The following is a 20,005-nucleotide window of genomic DNA, read 5'->3' on the forward strand; positions in this document are numbered from 1 at the left end:
GTATAGTTAATAACTATAAAATTTATTGTGTAAGGAGAATAGGGATGAAAATTTTATTAATAGGTTCGGGTGGGCGTGAAAGTGCAATAGCTTCTAAACTTTTAGAAAATAAAAGAGTAGAAAAGATATTTGTAGCACCAGGAAATGGTGGAACAGAAAGTTATGATAGATGTGAAAATGTAAATTTAAATATAAATGAAGAATTAAGAGAGTTTGCAATAAAAGAGAATATAGATTTAACGATAGTAGGTCCAGAGGAACCTTTAACTAAAGGAATAGTGGATTATTTTAAAGAAGAGGGATTAAAAATATTTGGACCCGATAAAAGAGGAGCAATGCTTGAGGGAAGTAAAAGTTTCTCTAAAGATTTTATGAAAAAATATGGAGTAAGCACTGCTGAGTATGGAGTTTTTTATGATGAAGAAGATGCTAAAAAATACTTAGATGATTGTGGGTATCCTATAGTCATAAAAGCGGATGGGTTAGCAGCAGGAAAAGGAGTTGTGATTTGTGAAAATAAACAAATGGCAATGGAGACAATAGAACTTTTTATGGTAGATGATATTTTTAAAGGGGCAGGTAAGAAGGTTGTTATTGAGGAATTCCTAGAAGGGATAGAAGCATCCATATTATCTATAACAGATGGAAAAACAATAATACCATTTTTATCAGCAAAGGATCATAAGCAAATTTTTGATAATAATAAAGGTCCAAATACAGGAGGAATGGGAGTAGTAGCACCTAATCCATATGTAACAGAAGAAGTTTTAAATGAATTCTATAAAGAGATTATGGATAAGACATTAATAGGAATTCAACAAGAAAAAATGGATTTTAAAGGTATTATCTTCTTTGGAATAATGATGACTAAAAAAGGTGTTAAACTTTTAGAATATAATGTTAGAATGGGAGATCCTGAAACTCAATCGGTATTAACATTAATGGAATCAGATTTTTTAGAAGTAATAGAAGCAGCGTTAAAAGAAAATTTAGATAAAAATTCTGTTAAATGGAGAAAAGGATATTGCGTAAACATAGTATTTGCATCAGAAGGATATCCTAAAAAAGCTAAGATAGGTTATAAAATTAAAATAAGTGAAGAAGTAAAAGATAAGGTGTTTATAGCAGGAGCAAAAAGAGAAGCAGATGACTTAGTTACAACAGGGGGAAGAGTATTATCGGTAGTAGAGACTGGAGAGACTTTAGAAGAAGCTAGAGATAATGCATACAACGCAGCAGAGCAAGTACAATTTAAAGGAGCATATTATAGAAAAGATATAGGAAAACTTTAAAGGAAGAGCTGAAAGAACTATTTAAAAAATAGTTCTTTTATTTATATTACTTAAAAAAGAAGTAAAAAAGTAATATTTTCAAAGAGTGAAGTATATAATAAAATATAACATTAAATGTTTACATTAGAATAGAAAAATGTATATAGGGGAAGATAATTTTAAATTTATTAAGTAGGAGGGTTTAGAATGGATTATAATAACATACCAGGGTTAGATAGTTATGTGGCAAAATATATGGATGAACATGGTTGTAGTTTTGAGCAAGCATGTGAGGAATTAGATATTGATAAAAATAATGTATTTAATTACAATAATAATATTTTAGAGTAATGAAATTTAAAAGGAAGATTAAATCTTCCTTTTTTTTTAGCCCTTTGAAAATATAGAAATAAAGCATATAATATATAGAAGATTTAATTTAAAGAAAAGAGGGAATTTTATGAAAATAAATAGAAATGATGAATGCTGGTGTCAAAGCGGCAAAAAATATAAAAAATGCCATATGGAATTTGATGAAAAGTATGATTTTATGAAAAGAAATGGATGTATGATGCCAGATCGTAATTTAATCAAAAATGAAGAGCAGATAGAAAAAATAAAAGAGAGCGCAAAAATAAATACTGGAGTTTTAGATTTAGTAGCAGAAAAAATTTGTGCTGGAATGTCTACAGAGGATATTAATAAAATAGTCCATGAATATACAGTAGCAAATGGAGCTATACCTGCACCACTTAATTATGGAGGATTTCCTAAAAGTGTTTGTGTATCTATAAATGATGAAGTATGTCATGGTATTCCAGAGGAAAATATAGTACTTCAAGAAGGCGATATAGTAAATGTAGATGTATCAACTATTAAAGATGGATATTTTTCAGATGCATCAAGAATGTTTATTATAGGTGAAACTTCAGAAGAGGCAAAAAAATTAGTGGAAGTAGCTAGAGAATGTTTAAGAAAAGGTGTTGAGGCAGTAAGACCTTGGGGCTTTTTAGGGGATATTGGAGAAGCGGTAGCTAAACATGCACATGAGAATGGATATACTGTTGTAAGAGATTTTGGAGGACATGGTGTAGGTCTTAAATTTCATGAAGATCCTTTTGTAGCTCATATAGGGAAAAAAGGTGAAGGAATGGTTCTAGCACCAGGAATGATATTTACAATAGAACCTATGATTAATGAAGGTGGATTTGAGGTTTTTGTAGATGCTGATAATGATTGGACAGCATTAACAGAAGATGGATCACTTTCAGCACAATGGGAACATACTATATTAGTTACAGATACAGGTGTAGAAATATTAACTTGGTAATAAAAAGATTTAATCATCGAAGAATATTAAAAGCTTCGATGATTTTTTTTTTGTAAATTTGAGAGAAAAGGAGAAAATTTTAGTAAATTAATATATTGTAAACAAATTGGTAAATTAAATTTAAAATAGCCAAAAAAGGAAATATATAGCGTATAATGTGGGTAGATTAAAGAGGAATTTTAAATAATGGGAAGGTGCTTTATAAATGAGACTAAAGAAAAGGTTGGGAGATCTTCTGGTAGAGCTAGGATATATAACTGAAGAGAATGTTATAGAAGCTATAAAGATTCAAAAATCAACAGATAAAAGATTAGGTGAAATATTTCTAGAAATGGGAGTTATTGATGAAGATACATTATTAGAAATATTGGGAACACAGCTTAATATAAAGAGGATTCATTTAAATGACACTGAATTTGATATGAAAGCTGTAACTAGTATAAGTGAAAGTTTAGCTAAAAAATATGAGCTTATCCCTGTTGGATTTAATAAAGGAAAATTAATAGTTGCCATGTCTGACCCATTAAATATATTTGCAGAAGAGGATGTATCAATATCTACGGGGTATCAATTAGATATAAAACTTGCTTCAAGAAAAAGTATAAATAATTCAATTTCAAAATATTATTCAAAAAATTATATGAATGAAACGGCAGAAAAAATGAAATTGGATAACATTGAGAGAAATACAGAGGTTTTAGTAGCAGAGGATGAAGATTCACCGGTAATAAAACTTATAAATACTATTATTGAAAATGCAGTGAGAAATAGAGCGAGTGATATACATTTAGAACCACAAAAAAATAAAGTAATTATAAGATATAGAATTGATGGAAAATTGAAAAAGCAATTTGAATCACCAAAAGAACCTTATAATGGAATGATAACAAGAATTAAATTGTTAGCAAATTTAGATATAACTGAAAAGAGAGTTCCTCAGGATGGGAAAATAATTAGAAAAGTTTCAGATAGAGACATTGATTTGAGAGTATCAATTATTCCATCTATTAATGGCGAAAATATAGTTATACGTATTTTAGATAAAGAAGCTTTTAAATTAGATAAAGAAAATTTAGGACTTAATTTAGATGATATAGAAAAATTAAATTCTATTTTAAATAAGCCTTATGGAATAACATTAATAACAGGACCTACAGGAAGTGGGAAAACCTCTACATTATACTCTATATTAAATGATATTAATAAAGAAGAAAATAATATTATAACTGTTGAGGATCCGGTTGAATATAGTTTAGACGAGGTTGTACAAGTTAACGTTAACAAAAAGGCAAACTTAACATTTGCTAAGGGATTAAGAGCAATATTAAGACAAGACCCAGATTTAATAATGGTGGGAGAAATTAGAGATGAAGAAACTGCTATCATGGCTATTAGAGCAGCAATAACAGGGCATAAAGTTTTAAGTACAGTTCATACAAATGATGCAGTAAGAACTATTGCAAGATTAGAAGATATGGGGATTAAACCATATCTTCTAGCATCATCTTTAGTTGGAATTGTATCACAAAGGCTTATAAGAAAGATTTGCCCGTATTGTAAAGAAGAATATTTAGCAAATATAAATGAAAAAGAAGTTTTAGGTGTTAATTTAGAAGATGAACTAAAATTATTTAAATCTTGCGGATGTGCTTATTGTTCAAATATTGGATATAAAGGAAGAATTGGAATATTTGAAATTATGGAAATAAATGCTGAAATAAGAGAAATCATAAGTTCTAGAGGTGGAATAAAAGCTCTAGAAGAAGCTGCTAAAAGAAATGGAATGAAAGATATTTTAGAATCAGCAAAAGAAAAAGTTTTAAATGGAACTACAAGTTTAAGTGAGTTATTAAATATAGCATTAATAAAAGGATAGTTATTTAGGATGAATATGTTTAAGTATGAAGCTAAAAGTTTAGAAGGAAAAATAATAAAGGGCTCAATGGAAGGAATAGATGAAAAAGCTATACGAAAGAGTCTTAAAAATAGTGGATATTATGTTGTTAAAATTATAAAAGTTAATTCAGGATTAAATAGAGAAATAACTTTTTCAAAAAAACAAATTACGGATGCTGACTATGCAATGATATGTAGAGAAATATATTTTTCTCTTTCATCAGGAATGCCTCTTCTAGACAGTTTAGAAATTGTAACAGAAGGTATAGAAAATAAAGAATTAAAGAGAATTCTAGTTAATATAAAAAAAGATGTGGAAAGTGGTAATTCATTTTCTTCGGCGTTAAGAAAGTATAAAAAAATACCAACTATATTGTGGAGTATGGTACAAGTTGGAGAAGAAGTAGGACAATTAGATGAAATAATGAATGAACTTTCAGAGTTTTATTATAAGCAAAATGAGCAAAAGAAAAAAATAAAGAATTCACTTTTATATCCTAAATTCTTATTTGTTTTTGCAATGATTGTTATAACATTTCTTGTAGTTTATATAGTACCTATTTTTATTCAAAATTTACAGATTGCTAAAGGTCAAATTCCAATACCTACGAAAATAGTCATGGGTATAAGTGATGTAATCGGGAAGTATTGGGTTTTTATAGGGGTTGCTATATGTATTTTATTTATCATAAAAAGAGCATTTCTTAATAAAAATAAAAGATATATTTATTTTAGAGATAAATATTTAATGAATTCTAGAGTTTTAGGAAAAATAACACAATTAATTATAACAGCAAGATTTGCAAGCACATTCTCTATATTATTTAGTGGAGGTATAAGTGTTGTAAGATGTTTTGAAATAATTGCTAATGTTATTGATAATGAATATGTAAGAGAAAAACTAGAGCTTGGGAAGCAGATGATAAGTAGAGGTTCTACTATAGGTGAAGCACTTGAAGAGTATAGGGTTTTACCTAAAATGATAATAAGAACGATTAAAATTGGTGAACGCTCAGGTTCATTAGATAAAATTTTAAAAAAATCAGCTACTTATTATGAAGCAGAAGCAAACTTTAAGTTAGAAGCAATATCAAAGCTTATTGAACCAATAATGATAGTAATATTAGCATTTATAGTTGGATTCATAGTTATATCAATGATAATGCCTATATTTGCTATGTATAATGCTGTAATGAGGTATTAAAGATGAAAAAGAAAATAAAAGGATTTACATTAGTTGAATTAATAGCAGTAATAGCAGTATTAGGGATTATAGCAGTTATAATTATTCCTAATGTATTAGGATATATAAAATCAACAGAACAAGCTAAAATAAAAAATGAAGCTACAATAATGGTTCAGATTGCATATAGACAGCAAGCGGTGGGGGGAATAGACCTTTCAAATAAAAGTAGTCCAGTAAGATTATATGATTTACTTCAATTATATGATAATGAAAAATATATTGGATATTCGGTGTCTAGTCCTGAAGCTGCATGGAATGACTTGGGAGTTATGACAACGTTACAACAGTTAATTGAAATATCAAATATGCCAGTTAAGGACATTCCAATTAAAAATGGAAAACTTCCACAAGTAAACGGACAGGCTGTTTTAAATTGATTTTAGAGATAGAAATATCTTTAATATATATTTTGTTTTTATACAAAGGAGGAATTTATAAATGAAAAAAATTACTAAAGGAAAAAAGAAAGGGTTCACGCTTATTGAACTTATTGCTGTTGTAGCAATATTAGCAATATTAGCCGCAATTATAATACCAAATGTAATAAACTATATTGATAATGCTAAAATAGCAGCAAATAAAACAGAGGCCTCAACTATATATAATGCAGCTTTAGCCGCAAATACAGAAGCAAATCAACAAGATCCATCAACAGGATTAACTACAGAGGCTTTAAATAATCTTCAAATTTCACAATTAAAAACTACATTTAAAAGTGATTCACTGTTTGTAAATGAAATTAAATATAATACTGTTATAACTTCAAGTACAACAGTAGGACAATTAGTAGGAATAATGGAAAATGGTAAAGTTACAACTACTGATAGTTCAAATTAACACAATATAATTAGAAATAAAGCTGTCTTAAAGTAGGGCAGCTTTTTAAATATAATAAGGAGGAATTATGCTAGTTGAAGTAAAAATTATTAGTTGTCTTTTTATTGGAATTATAGGACTTGTTTTAGGGAGTTTTTTTAATGTGTGTATATTAAGAATACCTAAAGGTGAAAGTATAGTTTATCCTCCATCACATTGTAGCTGTGGACATATCTTGAAATGGTACGAACTTATTCCAGTTTTAAGTTGGATAGGATTAAAAGGAAGATGTAGAAAGTGCAAAGAAAAAATAAGTTTCCAATATCCTTTAATAGAAATAATAACAGCAGTTATTTTTATAGTAATATTTTTATTTTTTGGATTTTCAATAAATACTATAAAGTTTTTAGTGTTATTTTCTATTTTACTTATAGATTCAGCTATAGATATAAAAACGCAAGATGTATATTTTTCCATATCTATTGTGGCTTTTATTTTTGGCGTAATATTTAATATTATAGGGATTTTACAAGGGGGAAGTTTAAGTCAATCAATAATATCAGTTGCTATAGCCATAGTTTTAATGGGAGTTATTTATTTAAGCAGTAAAAAGGTTGAGGGATTTGGATTAGGAGATGTAGAAATAATAGTATTCATATCTTTATATGTAGCTCCATCAAATTTAGTAGTTATAATATTTTTAGCTATTGTTTTAGGAGGCGTTTATAGTATAGGTTTACTTTTAAAAGGGGAAAGAGGAAGAAGAATAGCATTTGTCCCATTTATTGCTGTTGGAGCTTTAATTGGAGTTACATTTGGAACACAACTTTTAAATATGTATATGAAGCTTTTATAGGAGGACTAAGATGAAATTTAGTAATAATAAAAAACAGATAGTATTAAAAATTGAAGATGATTTTATAGATATTATATGTGGGAGTAAGTTGAAAATAGATTTTGAAGGAACAATGATATTAAAAGAAGGATTATGTGAAGATGGATACTTAAAAAATGTTTTAGAATTATCTAATATTTTAAATCTTTATTTTCTAAAACATAAAATTAAAGCTAAAGAGATATCTTTTGTGATACCTAGTGGAGATAGTGTAGTTAGAAATATTAAAACACCTTATATAAGAGGAAAAGAGTTTGAAAAAAATATTTACTTAGAAGTAGAAGAACTTATAGCTAATTGGGATGAATATTATATTGATTATGAAGTTATAAAAGATATAAAAGATGATAATGGAAAAATACAAAATCAAGAAGTTTTAATTGTAGGATGTCAAAAAGAAAAAATAGATTTATTAGTAGAATTAAGCGATGCATTAGGAAAAAAATTAAATAAGATAGATACATTAACAAATACTTTAAATAAGGTTATGATAAATGGAAATATTGATTATACAGGTAAAAGCGCCTGTTTAGTTTATCTAGGACATAATTTTAGTAATATATCTATTTCTGAGAATTTAGTATTTAAAATGGATAGAACAATCTTATTTGGTGTTAAAAATATAATTAGAGAGTATGAAAATAATAATATTTTAGCTAATGATGAAAATAATTATAAGAAGGAAAAAGATAAATTTGAAAGAGATATTTTAAATATAGATAAGTTTTTTAGAGATAATCAAAAAATTAAAGAAATACTAGATAATTTTTTAGAGCTCATAGAGAAAACTATGAAATTTTATAATTCTAATAGTGAGCATAAGGGAATAGTAGAAATAGTATTATTATCACAAATACATATTAGTGAAGGTTTACTAAAATATTTAGAAAATTATTTAAGTTTAAATATTAGATATATAAAGGGACAAAGAGGACTAGGAATAGAGTTTAGAAGTAAGAATATAAGTGAATTTAAATATTTATCTTTATATGGAGTATTTTTAAGGAGATAAGATTATGTCAAAAGAAATTAATTTAAATCCGAAAGTTTTACAAAAGAGAAATTCAAAAGGTCATGAAAATGAAGTAATTATAATTGTATTTTTTATATTTTTAATAGGATTATTTTTCTTTGGAACATACCAATATATTAATTATAGAAATTTAATAAAGCAGATGAACTCTCTTCAAGTAGAGACACAAGGATTGAATTTTCAAAATAATAATATGGAACTATCTAAAAAGATAGATGAGAAAAATAAAGAAATTAAAAGTTTAAATGGATTAAAGTCAAAGAATAATTATTATAATGAAATTCATAATATTGAGAAATATGAGCCAAAAGGCATAATAATAACTGGAATAAATGCTGATAAAAATGGAATAAACATAACTGGAATAGCAATTAATGATAGTTTAGTTCCGATATTTTTAAAAAATTTAAAAGAGAGTAAAGAATATAGTGATGTATTTTTAAATAACATGCAAAATATAAAAGAGATACAAAAAAATAAAATTGAAAATACAAAAAATAAAAATATTGGAGAAAATTCAGCTAATATAGCTAGCAATACACAAGATCAAAATAAAAGTATAGAACAAACTTTTTTTACTATTCAAATAGGAGGTAATAATAATGGGGCGAATGAACAAAGCTAAAAAGAAAAAAGAAAATAAGTTAAAACTTTCTTTAAAGAGTTTGAGTTTAAGAGAAAAGATATTACTTCTTATAAGTGCCATTATTTTTATTTTTTTAATTGGTAACTTTGTATTCATAAGACCTATTATATTAAAAGGAGTAGATGTACAAAATGAAATAGTTGCTTTGAACTTAGAAAAGACTCAAGGAATAACAAGTAATGAAACTAATAATAGACTTATAAACGAATATAGTTTAGACGAAGAAAAATATAATTCATTGATGAAGGAATTTGAAAATAATATAAATCAAGAAGAACTTGTTAAAGAGCTCATTCAATTAGGAAAAGATAATGGTATTCAAATAAAGGATATTACATTTGAAAAAGGACAAGAAGAGGCAACAGTTAAAAAAATAATTAACAATAGCGGAACTATAAATATACAAGGAGAGTATTCAAATATATTGAATTTTATAAAAGGAGTACAAAATAGCAGCAATGAAGTTCTTATAAATGGAGTAAATATTGCACAAAAAAATAATGATATTAATCAAATTAATACTAGTAAAGAATATACTGCAACTATAAATATAAATTATTTTAATATAGTTAAAGGATCTAGTGGAAATGAATAAGAAAAAAGGTGCTTCACTAATAGAAGTTATGGCAGCTATAGCTATTATGGGAATGTTATCCATAGTAGTAGTTGGAATGTGTATACAGAGTAATAAAACAGTAATTAAAAATTCTACATTGATAAGTGAAACATCAGTTTTAGAAACAATAGCAGATTATATGTATTCTGCACCAACAGAATATTATACAGAAAATTTAGGACTTACAAATGGAAATGAAAAAGCAACTGGTACTCAAAATTGTAAATTTGTAATTGAATCAGTAGATTTAAAAGGGTTAATAAATAATTTGAATAATATACAAATGGGACAAAATAACAACTCTAATATAAATGAAGTAGGAAGTTTAGATGGAAAGATTAAATTTATAGGAATTATAAAGGTTCGATATATAAAAGATGAAATATATGGATGTAAAATATCTTTATATACAACAAAGGATGGAGCATTACTTAATATATTAAATGATGCAGACTTAGAAACAGGTGGGTTCTATAATGAAAATTTAAATGAATCTTATAAGAAAAATTTCAATATGATAAAAAGAAATATTGTTATTAATACTGTAGGAGAAAAAGCTATAAGCGGAAATGATGGAAGCTCAAGTAGTTGGAATCCATCAAAAAATAGTTCAGGTGAAGGATGGATACCAAGTGGTTGGAATCCAAATTCAGTTATTCCTAAAAATATAGTAAGTCCTTTATATTGGTCTTGGGGAACTTGGGGGAAAATGGAATGGTGGAATGGTGAATGGAATCCTGGAACTTGGTTTTATGAAAATTGGATAAATCTTGGAAGTGGTCTATATCAAATGAAAAATGAGGATTATGAATATAATAATTCTACAGGAATAGTATATCAAGAAAATAATTTAGGACAATATATTGAGATAGGAAGAACTATTCCAGGAATATTTAATGATTGGCAAAGGTATAATTGGACAAACTTTGGATTTGGTATATATAGAAGCACTATAAATTCAGATATGTGGTATGACAATAATAACGGAGGAATTTATTACAGTGTATGGGATTTAGCTAAAGATGTAATATTAAATCAAAAACCAGTACGTATTACAATTCCACATATATTTAGTGAATAGGAATTAAAGTAATAAAATTAGATAACCTTTTGAGGTGGGAAAATGAAAAAAAAGGGATTTACATTAGTTGAAGTTATAGCCGTTATGGCGATAACTTCAATTATAATAATAACTATTGGAAGCTTCTTTTTGAATTATAGCAAAGTTGATATTCAAATGAAAAATAGTACTATAAATGAAAATTATTATAATATAGCTAAATCAAAAATTATAAATTTAGCATACAACAAAAATATAATAAATCCTAAAGAAAATACGATAATGGATTCTTCAGGTAATATAATGAATGTAGAATTTATTATAAAAGAAGATAATAAAGAAAATTTATTATGTGAAATTAATAATGAATATTATATATATATGGGAGTAACTATAAAAAATGGTGTGTTGGAAAGTTATTTAGAAAAGAATAAGTTAGAAAACGTAGGAGATATAAAAATGGATTGGAATTCTAAAAGTATAAACACTAATTTATTACAGGTAGATTTAACTATAAACATAAATAAAACTACAAAGACTTACGAATTTTCTTTAATAAAATCTTAGTATTTGTAGATAGATTCTCAAAATTGAGGTGAAGCTATGAAAAAAAAGCAGGGAGCAGCATTAATATGGGTATTGATGATTTTTACAGTGCTTATAATAACAGGAACTGCAATTATGGTTTTAATAACCAGTGCAAATAGAATTGATAATTCTAGTAGTATACAATCAAATTTAAGAATAGAAACATATACAGGGATAAATTTAGGTGAATACTATCTAGTAAATGAAGAGAAATATAAAGAGATAACTGCAAATAATAAAGAAGTTATATTAAATAAAGAAGAAGTTATAAACATAGCAAATAATTTAGGTGAACAGAATTTGATAGAGGGGATAAATAAATATGATTTGAATATTCAGTATAAATGGATATCTAATAATGAATATGAAATTACTAGTGTCGCTAAATTAAATGGACAAAGTTATAAGCAAAGTAAAAATATAGAGGTAATTGAAAGTGAAGAGACTAAGATAAAAAAAGAAATAGATAGTTTTATGAATAATATATCAGGAATTTCAATATTAGGAGAAGGAACGGGGATTAAAGATTTTAATATTGAAAGAGAAAGTAATCTTGAAAATGATTCAACTTGGAATTTAGTTTTAAATAATTTAGGAATAAATATAAAAAGAATTAAAAATATAGTAGATGTTACAAATGAAATAAATAATTCAAAAGTAAATTTAACTATTATGAATTGTAAAAATGAGAATTCAGAAAATGGAACGGATTCAAAAGGGCTAACTTTAAAATTTAAAAGTAATCCTTTAAAAGTGGATGTAAATTATTTGAATAAACTTAATTTAATTTCTGCTAATCCAGGAGATGTGATACTAATAAACGGTGCTTTAAATAGTAATAATATAAAGTTAGAAAATGAAAAAAATTTAACTGAAGAACAAATTGAAGAAAGTGATGGAATATTAGTATATTTGGGGGGATATGTACCAAGTCAGAAGTGGGCATTGATTAATAATGGAAATATTATAATAAATTCAAAATTAGATAAAAATGCAAGTTTTAATAATATGCTTATTTACTCAACTAAACAAATAGTGTTACAGGGAAGCTTAGAAAACCAAGTTTATTATATTCAATGGTCAGATTTAATTGCTAATTATGGAATATGTTTCCAAAACACTAATATTGAAATGGCTAATGAATTTAATTTAACAGAAAAGCAAGCTTTTAGAAATATTTTAGAAAAGATAGTTAGATAATAAATTAATTTAAATAGGTTTTATTTGAAAGTTTCAAATAAAACCTATAATTTTTTTCTTAAATTTAAATATAATTAAAAAATAAATAAAAATAAAAGTTGAAAAATGTTGATAAATTATGAACAATATGTTATTATTTATTTAACAAAAGAAGCGGGGGGTATAAATTTTGAGAAAGATAGCAGTGTTAACGGATAGTAGTTGTGATTTATCATTAGAAACAATAAAAGAAAATAATATAGAGATGTTACCAATTAGAATAATATATAAAAATGAAGAGTTTGAAGATAAAATAACTATAACATCAAAAGCAATGTATGAAAGACTAGCAGATGAAATTCCAACAACTTCATTACCTAATTTAGATACTACGGAAAAAGTTTTAGATAGGCTTAAGAAAGAGGGATTTACAGATGTAATGGTAGTTTGTGTATCAAGTAAATTATCAGGAACATTAAATAGTATAAGACTGGTTTGTGAAGAGCAAGAAGAGTTGAAGTTTCATTATTTAGATACTAAGACATTAGGATATCCACAAGGAGCTATTGTTTTAGAGGTGGTTAAAATGGTTAACGATGGAAAGATGCCAGAGGATATAATTGCAGAATTTCAAAACATTAAAGAAAGAGTGCACGGATTTGTTACATTTGATACTTTAGAGTTTTTAAAAAGAGGTGGACGTATAGGGAAAGTTGCAGGTACGATTGGAGAAATATTAAACTTAAAGCCAGTTATTGCATCAAATGAAGAGGGTGAACTGTATACATATGCTAAAACTAGAGGAAGAAAAAAAGCAATAACTAAAATAAGAGATATTTTAATGGAGTATTTAGAAAAAAATAAATGTAAAGTTTGGGTTTTAAGTGGTGCAGCAGATGAAGAAGCAAAAATGTTTTTTGAAAAAATAAAAGATCATGAAAATATTACTCAGATTTCATTGGAGCAAATTGGAGCAGCTATGGGAATTCATACAGGTCCAGGTGCTTTAGGAATATGTATTTTAGAGGAAAAGGTATAGAAAAAAGCGGACAAGTTATAAAGCTTGTTCGTTTTTGTGGTTTTTAAAAATAACAAGCCTCTACAATTGTAAAAAAAAGGTAGTATGATATAATGTAAAATGTAACAGGAGGGGCGTAAGATGACTTTATTTATTATATATTTTATAATATATAGTTTTTTAGGATGGATAGTAGAAAGTGTGTATTGTGCAGTGATTGATAAAGTATGGGTTAATAGAGGGTTTTTAAATGGACCTGTATGTCCTGTATATGGAGTAGGCTCAATTGCAGTAATAATGCTTTTAAGTCCATTTAAAAATGATATTGTAGTATTATTTTTAATTTCAGTAATAATTACAACAGTAGTTGAGTATGTAACAGCAGTGATATTAGAAAAATTATTTAATTTGAAATGGTGGGATTACTCTACGTATAAATTTAATTACAAAGGAAGAGTATGTCTTTTAAATTCAACTTTATTTGGAATAGGCTCAGTAATTTTAGTGAAATTAGTACAACCTATTTTAGGTGAGTTTATTATAAAGATACCTGAAAATTATCAGATTGTTTTAGCAAGTATATTCAGTTTGATTTTAATAGTAGACCTTATAATAACTATGTTATCACTTATAAATATGAAACAAGTAATTGATAGAATTTGTACAATTAAAGATGAATTTAAAGTTTTAGAAATTACTGCTGATAAGTTTACTGAAACAGAATTCAAAAAAAGTTTTGATAAATTAAAGGAAAAGGTAGAACTTTTAGAGAGTAAAAATAAATTAGATGAATTTTATTCTAAAATAAAAGAATTAAAAGAACATTCAATGGTTCAAAAAAGAATTTTAAGAGCATTCCCAAATGTGAAATCTTTGAAATATGGAAAATCTTTTAAAGATATAAAAATAAATCTTTTTGAATACTGGAATAGAAAAAAATAGTTTACTTGTTAAAGAGATAGGAAAAATGTATAATAGTTTAAGAAATTAAGAAATATGGAGTGAAACTTATGAGACTAAGAAAAAAGCCATGGGCAAGACCAGAACTTGAAGCATGTCATTTTTTTGTTGCAGAACCAAATGATAAAAAAAATAAATGGAAAAATGATTTTAAAAATAATGAGAATCAGATGTATTTAGAGTTAGGATGTGGAAAAGGGAGCTTTATTGCACAGCATGCATCAGCTAACACAAATATAAATTATATAGCTATTGATATAAAAGATGAAGTATTAGTTTTAGCTAAAAGAAATATCGAAGAAGCTTTTAAAGAAAAAGAAATCGAAAATATAGATAATATAAGATTAATGGCAAAAGAAATTGCATTAATTGATGAAATGCTTGGTGAAAAAGATATCGTTGATAGAATCTATATAAATTTTTGTAATCCTTGGCCAAAAGAAAAACATAAGAAGAGAAGACTTACACATCCTAGACAATTAAATAACTATAAAGGATTTTTAAATCCAAATGGAGAGATTTGGTTTAAAAGTGATGATGAAGAGTTATTTAATGAATCATTAGAATATTTCAATGAAGCAGGATTCGAGATTAAATATATGACAAGAGATTTACATAACAGTGGCTTTGAGTATAATGTAGTTACAGAGCATGAAGCTATGTTTACAAAAGAAGGAATAAAAACTAAGTTTTTAATTGCAAAAATAAAATAAGGTAAATTTCTTAGAAGTTGTAGGTAAAAAATAAAAACTCCGTTTAAGCGGAGTTTTTTTTGCTAATTATGAAAAAAGTTTCAAAATTTTAATAAACTAAAATAAAATATAAGGTTTATAGGTGTAATTAGTAGAATAAATGTTAAAAAGTAGTAGACGAAAAATAAAAAGTATGAATAAATAGTAAAAAAGAAAGAAATGGTATTGTAATTGAGTTAATAATATAGATAATAAAATATAGAGTGAAAATGGAGTGTGAGATAGAGGAGCGAGTACTAAGAGTAAATAAAATTTCTAAAAGCATGAAGAGTTTTATCTAAAGGAGGACTTGCCGAAATATCATGGTAATTGCTTTAAACTATGATGTTGGGGATATGTATAATATACATATAACTGCCACAAAATATTTGTGGAGAACTATCATTCAAAGGCAGATTAGTTAAGAAGGTGTTATCAAGCTCAGAGTGAAGTATTTCCTCAGGGTTTTTTTGCTTTAATTTAACTAAGGAGGAATCGGTTTGGCAGAGAATACAGAATTAAAAAGAGGACTTAAAGAAAGACATATTAGCATGATTGCTTTAGGTGGAGCCATAGGAACGGGAATTTTCCTAGCTATGGGAGATAGTATACATACTGCAGGAGCTGGTGGGGCTTTAGTTGCATATGCAGCCATTGGAATAATGGTTTATTTTTTGATAACAAGCCTGGGAGAAATGGCAACATTTATGCCAGTCTCAGGTTCATTTGGAGTTTATGCAACTGAGTTTGTTGATCCAGCATTTGGATTTGCAATGGGATGGAACTACTGGTATAACTGGGCAATAACAATAGCAACTGAATTAGTTGCTGGAGCATTAATAATGAGGTTTTGGTTTCCAAATGTACCGGCTATAGTTTGGAGTGCAATATTCTTAGTAATTATAGTAGCATTAAATGTATTATCGGCAAAAGCATATGGAGAAGCAGAATTTTGGTTTGCTGGAATAAAAGTTGTAACTGTACTTGTATTTTTAGTAGTTGGTATATTAATGATTTTTGGAATTATTGGAGGACCAGCTATAGGATTTAAAAATGTATTTGCAGATGGAGGACCTTTTATAGGTGGTGGAAAAGCTATAATAAGTATTTTCTTTATTGCAGGTTTTTCATTCCAAGGGACAGAACTTATTGGAATAGCAGCAGGAGAATCAGAGGAGCCAGAAAAAAATATTCCAAAAGCAGTACATACGATATTTTGGAGAATACTGATTTTTTACATGGGAACTATAATAGTTTTAGGATGCATATTATCAGCAGCTAAAGCAGGAGTAGAAACAAGTCCATTTACAATGGTATTTGAAAAAGTAGGGATAGCAGGAGCTGCATCACTTATGAATGCAGTAATATTAACATCTGTTTTATCTGCAGGAAACTCAGGAATGTATGCATCAAGTAGAATGCTTCATTCTATGGCTTTAGATGGAATGGCACCAAAGATGTTTGCTAAAACAAATAAAAGAGGTGTTCCAGTAAATGCAATAGTACTTACTACAGTAGTTGCATGTGCATGTCTTTTAACTGGTTTCTATTCAGAAAATTTAGTTTATCTTTGGTTAGTGGCAGCATCAGGACTTGCAGGATTTATAGCATGGCTTGGAATAGCAGTTTGTCACTATAGGTTTAGAAAAGCATATGTTGCGCAGGGCAGAGATTTGAAAGATTTGCCTTATAGAGCAAAGTGGTATCCATTAGGACCTGTAATTGCTTTTGCACTTTGTGCAGTTGTGATTTTAGGGCAAGGTATAACATATATTGATGCTGGAAAAATACAGTGGATGGGATTCATTTCTTCATATATAGGTATACCACTATTCTTAATTTTCTTAATAGGATATAAATTAGTTAAGAAAACTAAAGTTGTACCATTATTAGAAGTAGACTTAAATAAGAATAGATTAGAAAAATATAATAAAAAATAATAAAAAGAGAATTTATCTAGATTATAGATGAATTCTCTTTTTATTTATGGGAAATATGAATATATAACGAGACAAATGTCTTATCATAAAAAAATAGATAATAAACATAATAGATAATAAGAAAAAAATTAACAAATAGTTATTTTAAAATATTAAAATTAATTAAAGTAATAACTGAGGAAAGGACTTAAGGAAAACGTTAACAAAAATTAAAGAAAAGGCTTACATAGTTAGGACATTTGTGCTATAATGAACTCATAATTACAAAGGAGGATGATTTTTTATGGAAAAAAAATTAGTACCAACACCACATATAGGGGCACAAGTAGGAGACATTGCTGAAACAATATTATTACCAGGAGATCCACTAAGAGCTAAATTTATAGCTGAAACATTCTTAGAAAATCCTGTACAATATAATACTGTTAGAGGAATGCTTGGATATACAGGAACATATAAAGGAAAGAAAATATCAGTTCAAGGAACTGGAATGGGAATTCCTTCAATTGGAATATACTCTTATGAATTAATTCATTTTTATGGGGTTAAAAATCTTATAAGAATAGGTTCAGCAGGAGCTATAGATGAAAGTTTAAAATTACATGATATAGTAATTGGAGTTGGAGCTTGTACAGATTCAAATTTTGCAGCTCAATATAACTTACCAGGAACTTTTGCTCCAACAGCTAGTTATAAATTAGTTGAAGGTGCAGTAAGTGCAGCAAGAGAATTAAATATTGAAGCTAAAGTAGGAAATATCCTTTCAAGTGATGTATTCTATGGAGAAAGTGGACTAGACGCATTAAGATCATGGCAAAAAATGGGCGTTCTAGCTGTAGAAATGGAATCGGCAGGACTTTATATGAATGCTGCAAGAGCAGGAGTTAATGCATTATGTATGTTAACAATCTCTGATTGTCCATTCACAGGAGAATTAACTACAGCTGAAGAAAGACAAACAGCATTTACTAACATGATGAAAGTTGCATTAGAAATGGCAAATAAATTAGATTAATATATAAAAACACACAGTTTCGACTGTGTGTTTTTTTTTTTTTTATGATTATAGAAAAGTTAGTTAATAGTTTTATTAACTAGCTTTTTTTTATATTTAGAAAATAATATAAATGCAATAATAGCAAAAAGAAAAGGTCCAATACCTATCCAAATAGTACTTTGAATATCTCCATTTAGTGCAGGTTCGATTATTGAATATATATTAGTGAAAGTTACAACTATAAAGCAAATGGTACCGAAAAGAATACCTATTTTCTTAGAGAAAAACACATAATCTTTTTGAAGTGTATCATTCTTTTTGAATTTAATATATGCAAAAATGATGAAAGAAATAGGAACTGTTCCAGAGACAAAAGTCATAAGAGTCATTTTATTAAAAATTTCTGAAACAGAGCCACTACCAAAACCAAGAAGAATAATAAATAAAATAACAATTAATGTTTGCATAATAATAGCGTTTTGAGGAACACCGTGTTTATTAAGCTTAGTTAATTTCTTTGGAAGCATTCCTTCTGGCAAACCTTCAAACATATGTTTAATTGGAGAATAAATTCTTATAGGAACAGAAGTTAGTCCAATTAGGCTTAAAAATGTTATAAGTCTATTTACCCAAAGTCCCATACTAATAGAGACGTCAGGAGAAAGCCCGATTAATGTTCCAAGTCTATAGAATTCTTCTTGAATTATGTATATAGAAAAATTAGCTAGGTTTGCATTTGAGTTTCCAAAGGTTTTTTCAAAATTACAAGTCAAACCTAAAATAAGTACAGTTAATATGTATAATGCAGTTATGATTATAGTTGAAAGAATGATAGCTTTTGGAACATTCTTTTTTGAATTTTTAACTTTATCAACTAATCCACCGCTATTTTCCATTCCGGCAAAAGAAAAAATAGTAAATACTAAAAAACCTATAGCTGGAAGAATGGAGTTATAGTTAGGATTTGGACCATAAAAATATGAACTGACACTGTGAAAATCAAATCCTTGTGCTGGTTTAAAACCTGATAAAATAAAGACGATTAAACCACCAAATAGTATTAAAATATTAGTTAAAATAACAGTAATCATAGATATATTTGATAAGAATGTCATTTTTTTTAGACCTCGTGTGGAAGTTAATGCAACTATTAGCATATATAAGATACCTATAATGGCTAAAGTTTTAGGGGAGGATAGCCCAAAAAGTGACCAAGTACTAGTTAAATCTCTTCCTGTTAAAACTACTGAAATAGAAATACATATAGTAGAAGCAGAAAACCACATAACTACAAATGAACCATACCAAATAAATGTACCTATAAAGGCAAATTTAGTATTTACAGAGTTAGACATCCAAGAAAAAATTCCACCATGTTCATTTTTAAAAGCAGAACTCATTTCTGCAATTATAAATGAGTAAGGAACAAAGAAAAAAATAGCGGCAATTATTAAATAGGTTATTGCTGCGTAACCCATTTGATAATATATTTGTTCGCTATTAGCCAACGCGTAAACAGTTAAAAAAATTATTGAGACAAAACTAAAAAATGAAATACTATAATTTTTTTTATCTTCCATAATAATAATAGCCTAATGAAATAGGCTCCCCCTTTATTTAAAAATATGTGAATAATTATACAATTTAAAAATGAATATTTATAAAATAAAAAACGAATAAAACGTTAAGTATGAATAAAATTTTAACTTTAAAAATACGAAAAAAACCAAATAGAAATTATAAGGCTTGAATTTATAGGAAAATAGTCGAAAAATGCAGATAA

20 protein-coding genes and 1 riboswitch are annotated in these 20,005 nt (G+C 27.1%); of the genes, 19 read left to right on the forward strand and 1 reads right to left on the reverse strand.

Annotated elements, in window-relative coordinates; genetic code table 11:
* Positions 1 to 44: 44 nt before the first annotated feature.
* The 19 genes from purD (at position 45) to deoD (ending at position 18,240) form a co-directional block, all read left to right on the forward strand.
* Positions 45 to 1,292, forward strand: a complete 1,248-nt coding sequence (gene purD / locus Q0W06_RS06085; RefSeq protein WP_297632789.1) for a phosphoribosylamine--glycine ligase — start codon at positions 45 to 47, stop codon at positions 1,290 to 1,292.
* Positions 1,293 to 1,478: 186 nt separating this feature from the next.
* Entirely contained in the window at positions 1,479 to 1,622 is a 144-nt protein-coding gene (locus Q0W06_RS06090) for a hypothetical protein (RefSeq protein WP_297632792.1), read from the forward strand.
* A gap of 109 nt (positions 1,623 to 1,731) precedes the next feature.
* Positions 1,732 to 2,601, forward strand: coding sequence for a methionyl aminopeptidase (locus Q0W06_RS06095; RefSeq protein ID WP_297632795.1), 870 nt, complete (start codon positions 1,732 to 1,734; stop codon positions 2,599 to 2,601).
* A 205-nt stretch (positions 2,602 to 2,806) separates the two neighbouring features.
* Positions 2,807 to 4,477, forward strand: a complete 1,671-nt coding sequence (locus Q0W06_RS06100) for a type II/IV secretion system protein (protein WP_297632797.1) — start codon at positions 2,807 to 2,809, stop codon at positions 4,475 to 4,477.
* Between the two features lie 9 nt (positions 4,478 to 4,486).
* Positions 4,487 to 5,701: a type II secretion system F family protein gene (locus Q0W06_RS06105; RefSeq protein ID WP_297632800.1), complete on the forward strand. Its 1,215-nt coding sequence runs from the start codon at positions 4,487 to 4,489 to the stop codon at positions 5,699 to 5,701.
* 2 nt (positions 5,702 to 5,703) lie between these two features.
* Positions 5,704 to 6,120 (forward strand): type II secretion system protein, encoded by a 417-nt coding sequence (locus Q0W06_RS06110; RefSeq protein ID WP_297632803.1) that lies wholly within the window; start codon positions 5,704 to 5,706, stop codon positions 6,118 to 6,120.
* A gap of 61 nt (positions 6,121 to 6,181) precedes the next feature.
* Complete coding sequence (locus Q0W06_RS06115; RefSeq protein WP_297632806.1) at positions 6,182 to 6,580, forward strand: prepilin-type N-terminal cleavage/methylation domain-containing protein; 399 nt, start codon at positions 6,182 to 6,184, stop codon at positions 6,578 to 6,580.
* Between the two features lie 67 nt (positions 6,581 to 6,647).
* Positions 6,648 to 7,415, forward strand: coding sequence for an A24 family peptidase (locus Q0W06_RS06120; protein ID WP_297632808.1), 768 nt, complete (start codon positions 6,648 to 6,650; stop codon positions 7,413 to 7,415).
* A gap of 10 nt (positions 7,416 to 7,425) precedes the next feature.
* On the forward strand, positions 7,426 to 8,466 hold the full coding sequence (gene pilM, locus Q0W06_RS06125) for a pilus assembly protein PilM (RefSeq protein ID WP_297632811.1): 1,041 nt from the start codon (positions 7,426 to 7,428) through the stop codon (positions 8,464 to 8,466).
* 4 nt (positions 8,467 to 8,470) lie between these two features.
* The gene (locus Q0W06_RS06130) at positions 8,471 to 9,112 is read left to right on the forward strand and encodes a PilN domain-containing protein (RefSeq protein ID WP_297632814.1); all 642 of its coding nucleotides are present in this window, start codon (positions 8,471 to 8,473) and stop codon (positions 9,110 to 9,112) included.
* Positions 9,090 to 9,728: a type 4a pilus biogenesis protein PilO gene (gene pilO, locus Q0W06_RS06135; protein ID WP_297632816.1), complete on the forward strand. Its 639-nt coding sequence runs from the start codon at positions 9,090 to 9,092 to the stop codon at positions 9,726 to 9,728. Before Q0W06_RS06130 ends, pilO begins: the two co-directional genes overlap by 23 nt.
* Positions 9,721 to 10,830, forward strand: a complete 1,110-nt coding sequence (locus Q0W06_RS06140) for a prepilin-type N-terminal cleavage/methylation domain-containing protein (protein WP_297632819.1) — start codon at positions 9,721 to 9,723, stop codon at positions 10,828 to 10,830. Before pilO ends, Q0W06_RS06140 begins: the two co-directional genes overlap by 8 nt.
* Before the next feature lie 42 nt (positions 10,831 to 10,872).
* Positions 10,873 to 11,376: a prepilin-type N-terminal cleavage/methylation domain-containing protein gene (locus Q0W06_RS06145; protein ID WP_297632822.1), complete on the forward strand. Its 504-nt coding sequence runs from the start codon at positions 10,873 to 10,875 to the stop codon at positions 11,374 to 11,376.
* Positions 11,377 to 11,412: 36 nt separating this feature from the next.
* Positions 11,413 to 12,597 carry a hypothetical protein gene (locus Q0W06_RS06150; RefSeq protein WP_297632825.1) on the forward strand — a complete coding sequence of 395 codons (1,185 nt, stop codon included), beginning with the start codon at positions 11,413 to 11,415 and terminating at the stop codon, positions 12,595 to 12,597.
* Positions 12,598 to 12,766: 169 nt separating this feature from the next.
* The gene (locus Q0W06_RS06155) at positions 12,767 to 13,615 is read left to right on the forward strand and encodes a DegV family protein (RefSeq protein ID WP_297632827.1); all 849 of its coding nucleotides are present in this window, start codon (positions 12,767 to 12,769) and stop codon (positions 13,613 to 13,615) included.
* A gap of 120 nt (positions 13,616 to 13,735) precedes the next feature.
* Entirely contained in the window at positions 13,736 to 14,536 is an 801-nt protein-coding gene (locus Q0W06_RS06160; protein WP_297632829.1) for a putative ABC transporter permease, read from the forward strand.
* A gap of 68 nt (positions 14,537 to 14,604) precedes the next feature.
* On the forward strand, positions 14,605 to 15,267 hold the full coding sequence (gene trmB, locus Q0W06_RS06165; RefSeq protein WP_297632831.1) for a tRNA (guanosine(46)-N7)-methyltransferase TrmB: 663 nt from the start codon (positions 14,605 to 14,607) through the stop codon (positions 15,265 to 15,267).
* A 253-nt stretch (positions 15,268 to 15,520) separates the two neighbouring features.
* A riboswitch (Lysine riboswitch) is annotated at positions 15,521 to 15,695 on the forward strand.
* Between the two features lie 84 nt (positions 15,696 to 15,779).
* Positions 15,780 to 17,225 carry an amino acid permease gene (locus Q0W06_RS06170; RefSeq protein ID WP_297632933.1) on the forward strand — a complete coding sequence of 482 codons (1,446 nt, stop codon included), beginning with the start codon at positions 15,780 to 15,782 and terminating at the stop codon, positions 17,223 to 17,225.
* 283 nt (positions 17,226 to 17,508) lie between these two features.
* Positions 17,509 to 18,240 (forward strand): purine-nucleoside phosphorylase, encoded by a 732-nt coding sequence (gene deoD, locus Q0W06_RS06175; RefSeq protein ID WP_297632833.1) that lies wholly within the window; start codon positions 17,509 to 17,511, stop codon positions 18,238 to 18,240.
* A gap of 59 nt (positions 18,241 to 18,299) precedes the next feature.
* On the opposite strand, the gene yjeM is transcribed toward deoD, so the two are convergent.
* Complete coding sequence (yjeM, locus tag Q0W06_RS06180; RefSeq protein ID WP_297632836.1) at positions 18,300 to 19,802, reverse strand: glutamate/gamma-aminobutyrate family transporter YjeM; 1,503 nt, start codon at positions 19,800 to 19,802, stop codon at positions 18,300 to 18,302.
* Between the last annotated feature and the right edge of the window lie 203 nt (positions 19,803 to 20,005).

This window comes from uncultured Clostridium sp., assembly GCF_947072515.1.
Taxonomy (GTDB): domain Bacteria; phylum Bacillota; class Clostridia; order Clostridiales; family Clostridiaceae; genus Clostridium.

Excerpts from the sequence above, each read along its gene's own strand:
- purD (WP_297632789.1), top strand. The coding sequence starts at position 45 with ATGAAAATTTTATTAATAGGTTCGGGTGGGCGTGAAAGTGCAATAGCT.
- Q0W06_RS06090 (WP_297632792.1), top strand. The coding sequence starts at position 1,479 with ATGGATTATAATAACATACCAGGGTTAGATAGTTATGTGGCAAAATAT.
- Q0W06_RS06095 (WP_297632795.1), top strand. The coding sequence starts at position 1,732 with ATGAAAATAAATAGAAATGATGAATGCTGGTGTCAAAGCGGCAAAAAA.
- Q0W06_RS06100 (WP_297632797.1), top strand. The coding sequence starts at position 2,807 with ATGAGACTAAAGAAAAGGTTGGGAGATCTTCTGGTAGAGCTAGGATAT.
- Q0W06_RS06105 (WP_297632800.1), top strand. The coding sequence starts at position 4,487 with ATGAATATGTTTAAGTATGAAGCTAAAAGTTTAGAAGGAAAAATAATA.
- Q0W06_RS06110 (WP_297632803.1), top strand. The coding sequence starts at position 5,704 with ATGAAAAAGAAAATAAAAGGATTTACATTAGTTGAATTAATAGCAGTA.
- Q0W06_RS06115 (WP_297632806.1), top strand. The coding sequence starts at position 6,182 with ATGAAAAAAATTACTAAAGGAAAAAAGAAAGGGTTCACGCTTATTGAA.
- Q0W06_RS06120 (WP_297632808.1), top strand. The coding sequence starts at position 6,648 with ATGCTAGTTGAAGTAAAAATTATTAGTTGTCTTTTTATTGGAATTATA.
- pilM (WP_297632811.1), top strand. The coding sequence starts at position 7,426 with ATGAAATTTAGTAATAATAAAAAACAGATAGTATTAAAAATTGAAGAT.
- Q0W06_RS06130 (WP_297632814.1), top strand. The coding sequence starts at position 8,471 with ATGTCAAAAGAAATTAATTTAAATCCGAAAGTTTTACAAAAGAGAAAT.
- pilO (WP_297632816.1), top strand. The coding sequence starts at position 9,090 with ATGGGGCGAATGAACAAAGCTAAAAAGAAAAAAGAAAATAAGTTAAAA.
- Q0W06_RS06140 (WP_297632819.1), top strand. The coding sequence starts at position 9,721 with ATGAATAAGAAAAAAGGTGCTTCACTAATAGAAGTTATGGCAGCTATA.
- Q0W06_RS06145 (WP_297632822.1), top strand. The coding sequence starts at position 10,873 with ATGAAAAAAAAGGGATTTACATTAGTTGAAGTTATAGCCGTTATGGCG.
- Q0W06_RS06150 (WP_297632825.1), top strand. The coding sequence starts at position 11,413 with ATGAAAAAAAAGCAGGGAGCAGCATTAATATGGGTATTGATGATTTTT.
- Q0W06_RS06160 (WP_297632829.1), top strand. The coding sequence starts at position 13,736 with ATGACTTTATTTATTATATATTTTATAATATATAGTTTTTTAGGATGG.
- trmB (WP_297632831.1), top strand. The coding sequence starts at position 14,605 with ATGAGACTAAGAAAAAAGCCATGGGCAAGACCAGAACTTGAAGCATGT.
- deoD (WP_297632833.1), top strand. The coding sequence starts at position 17,509 with ATGGAAAAAAAATTAGTACCAACACCACATATAGGGGCACAAGTAGGA.
- yjeM (WP_297632836.1), bottom strand. The coding sequence starts at position 19,802 with ATGGAAGATAAAAAAAATTATAGTATTTCATTTTTTAGTTTTGTCTCA.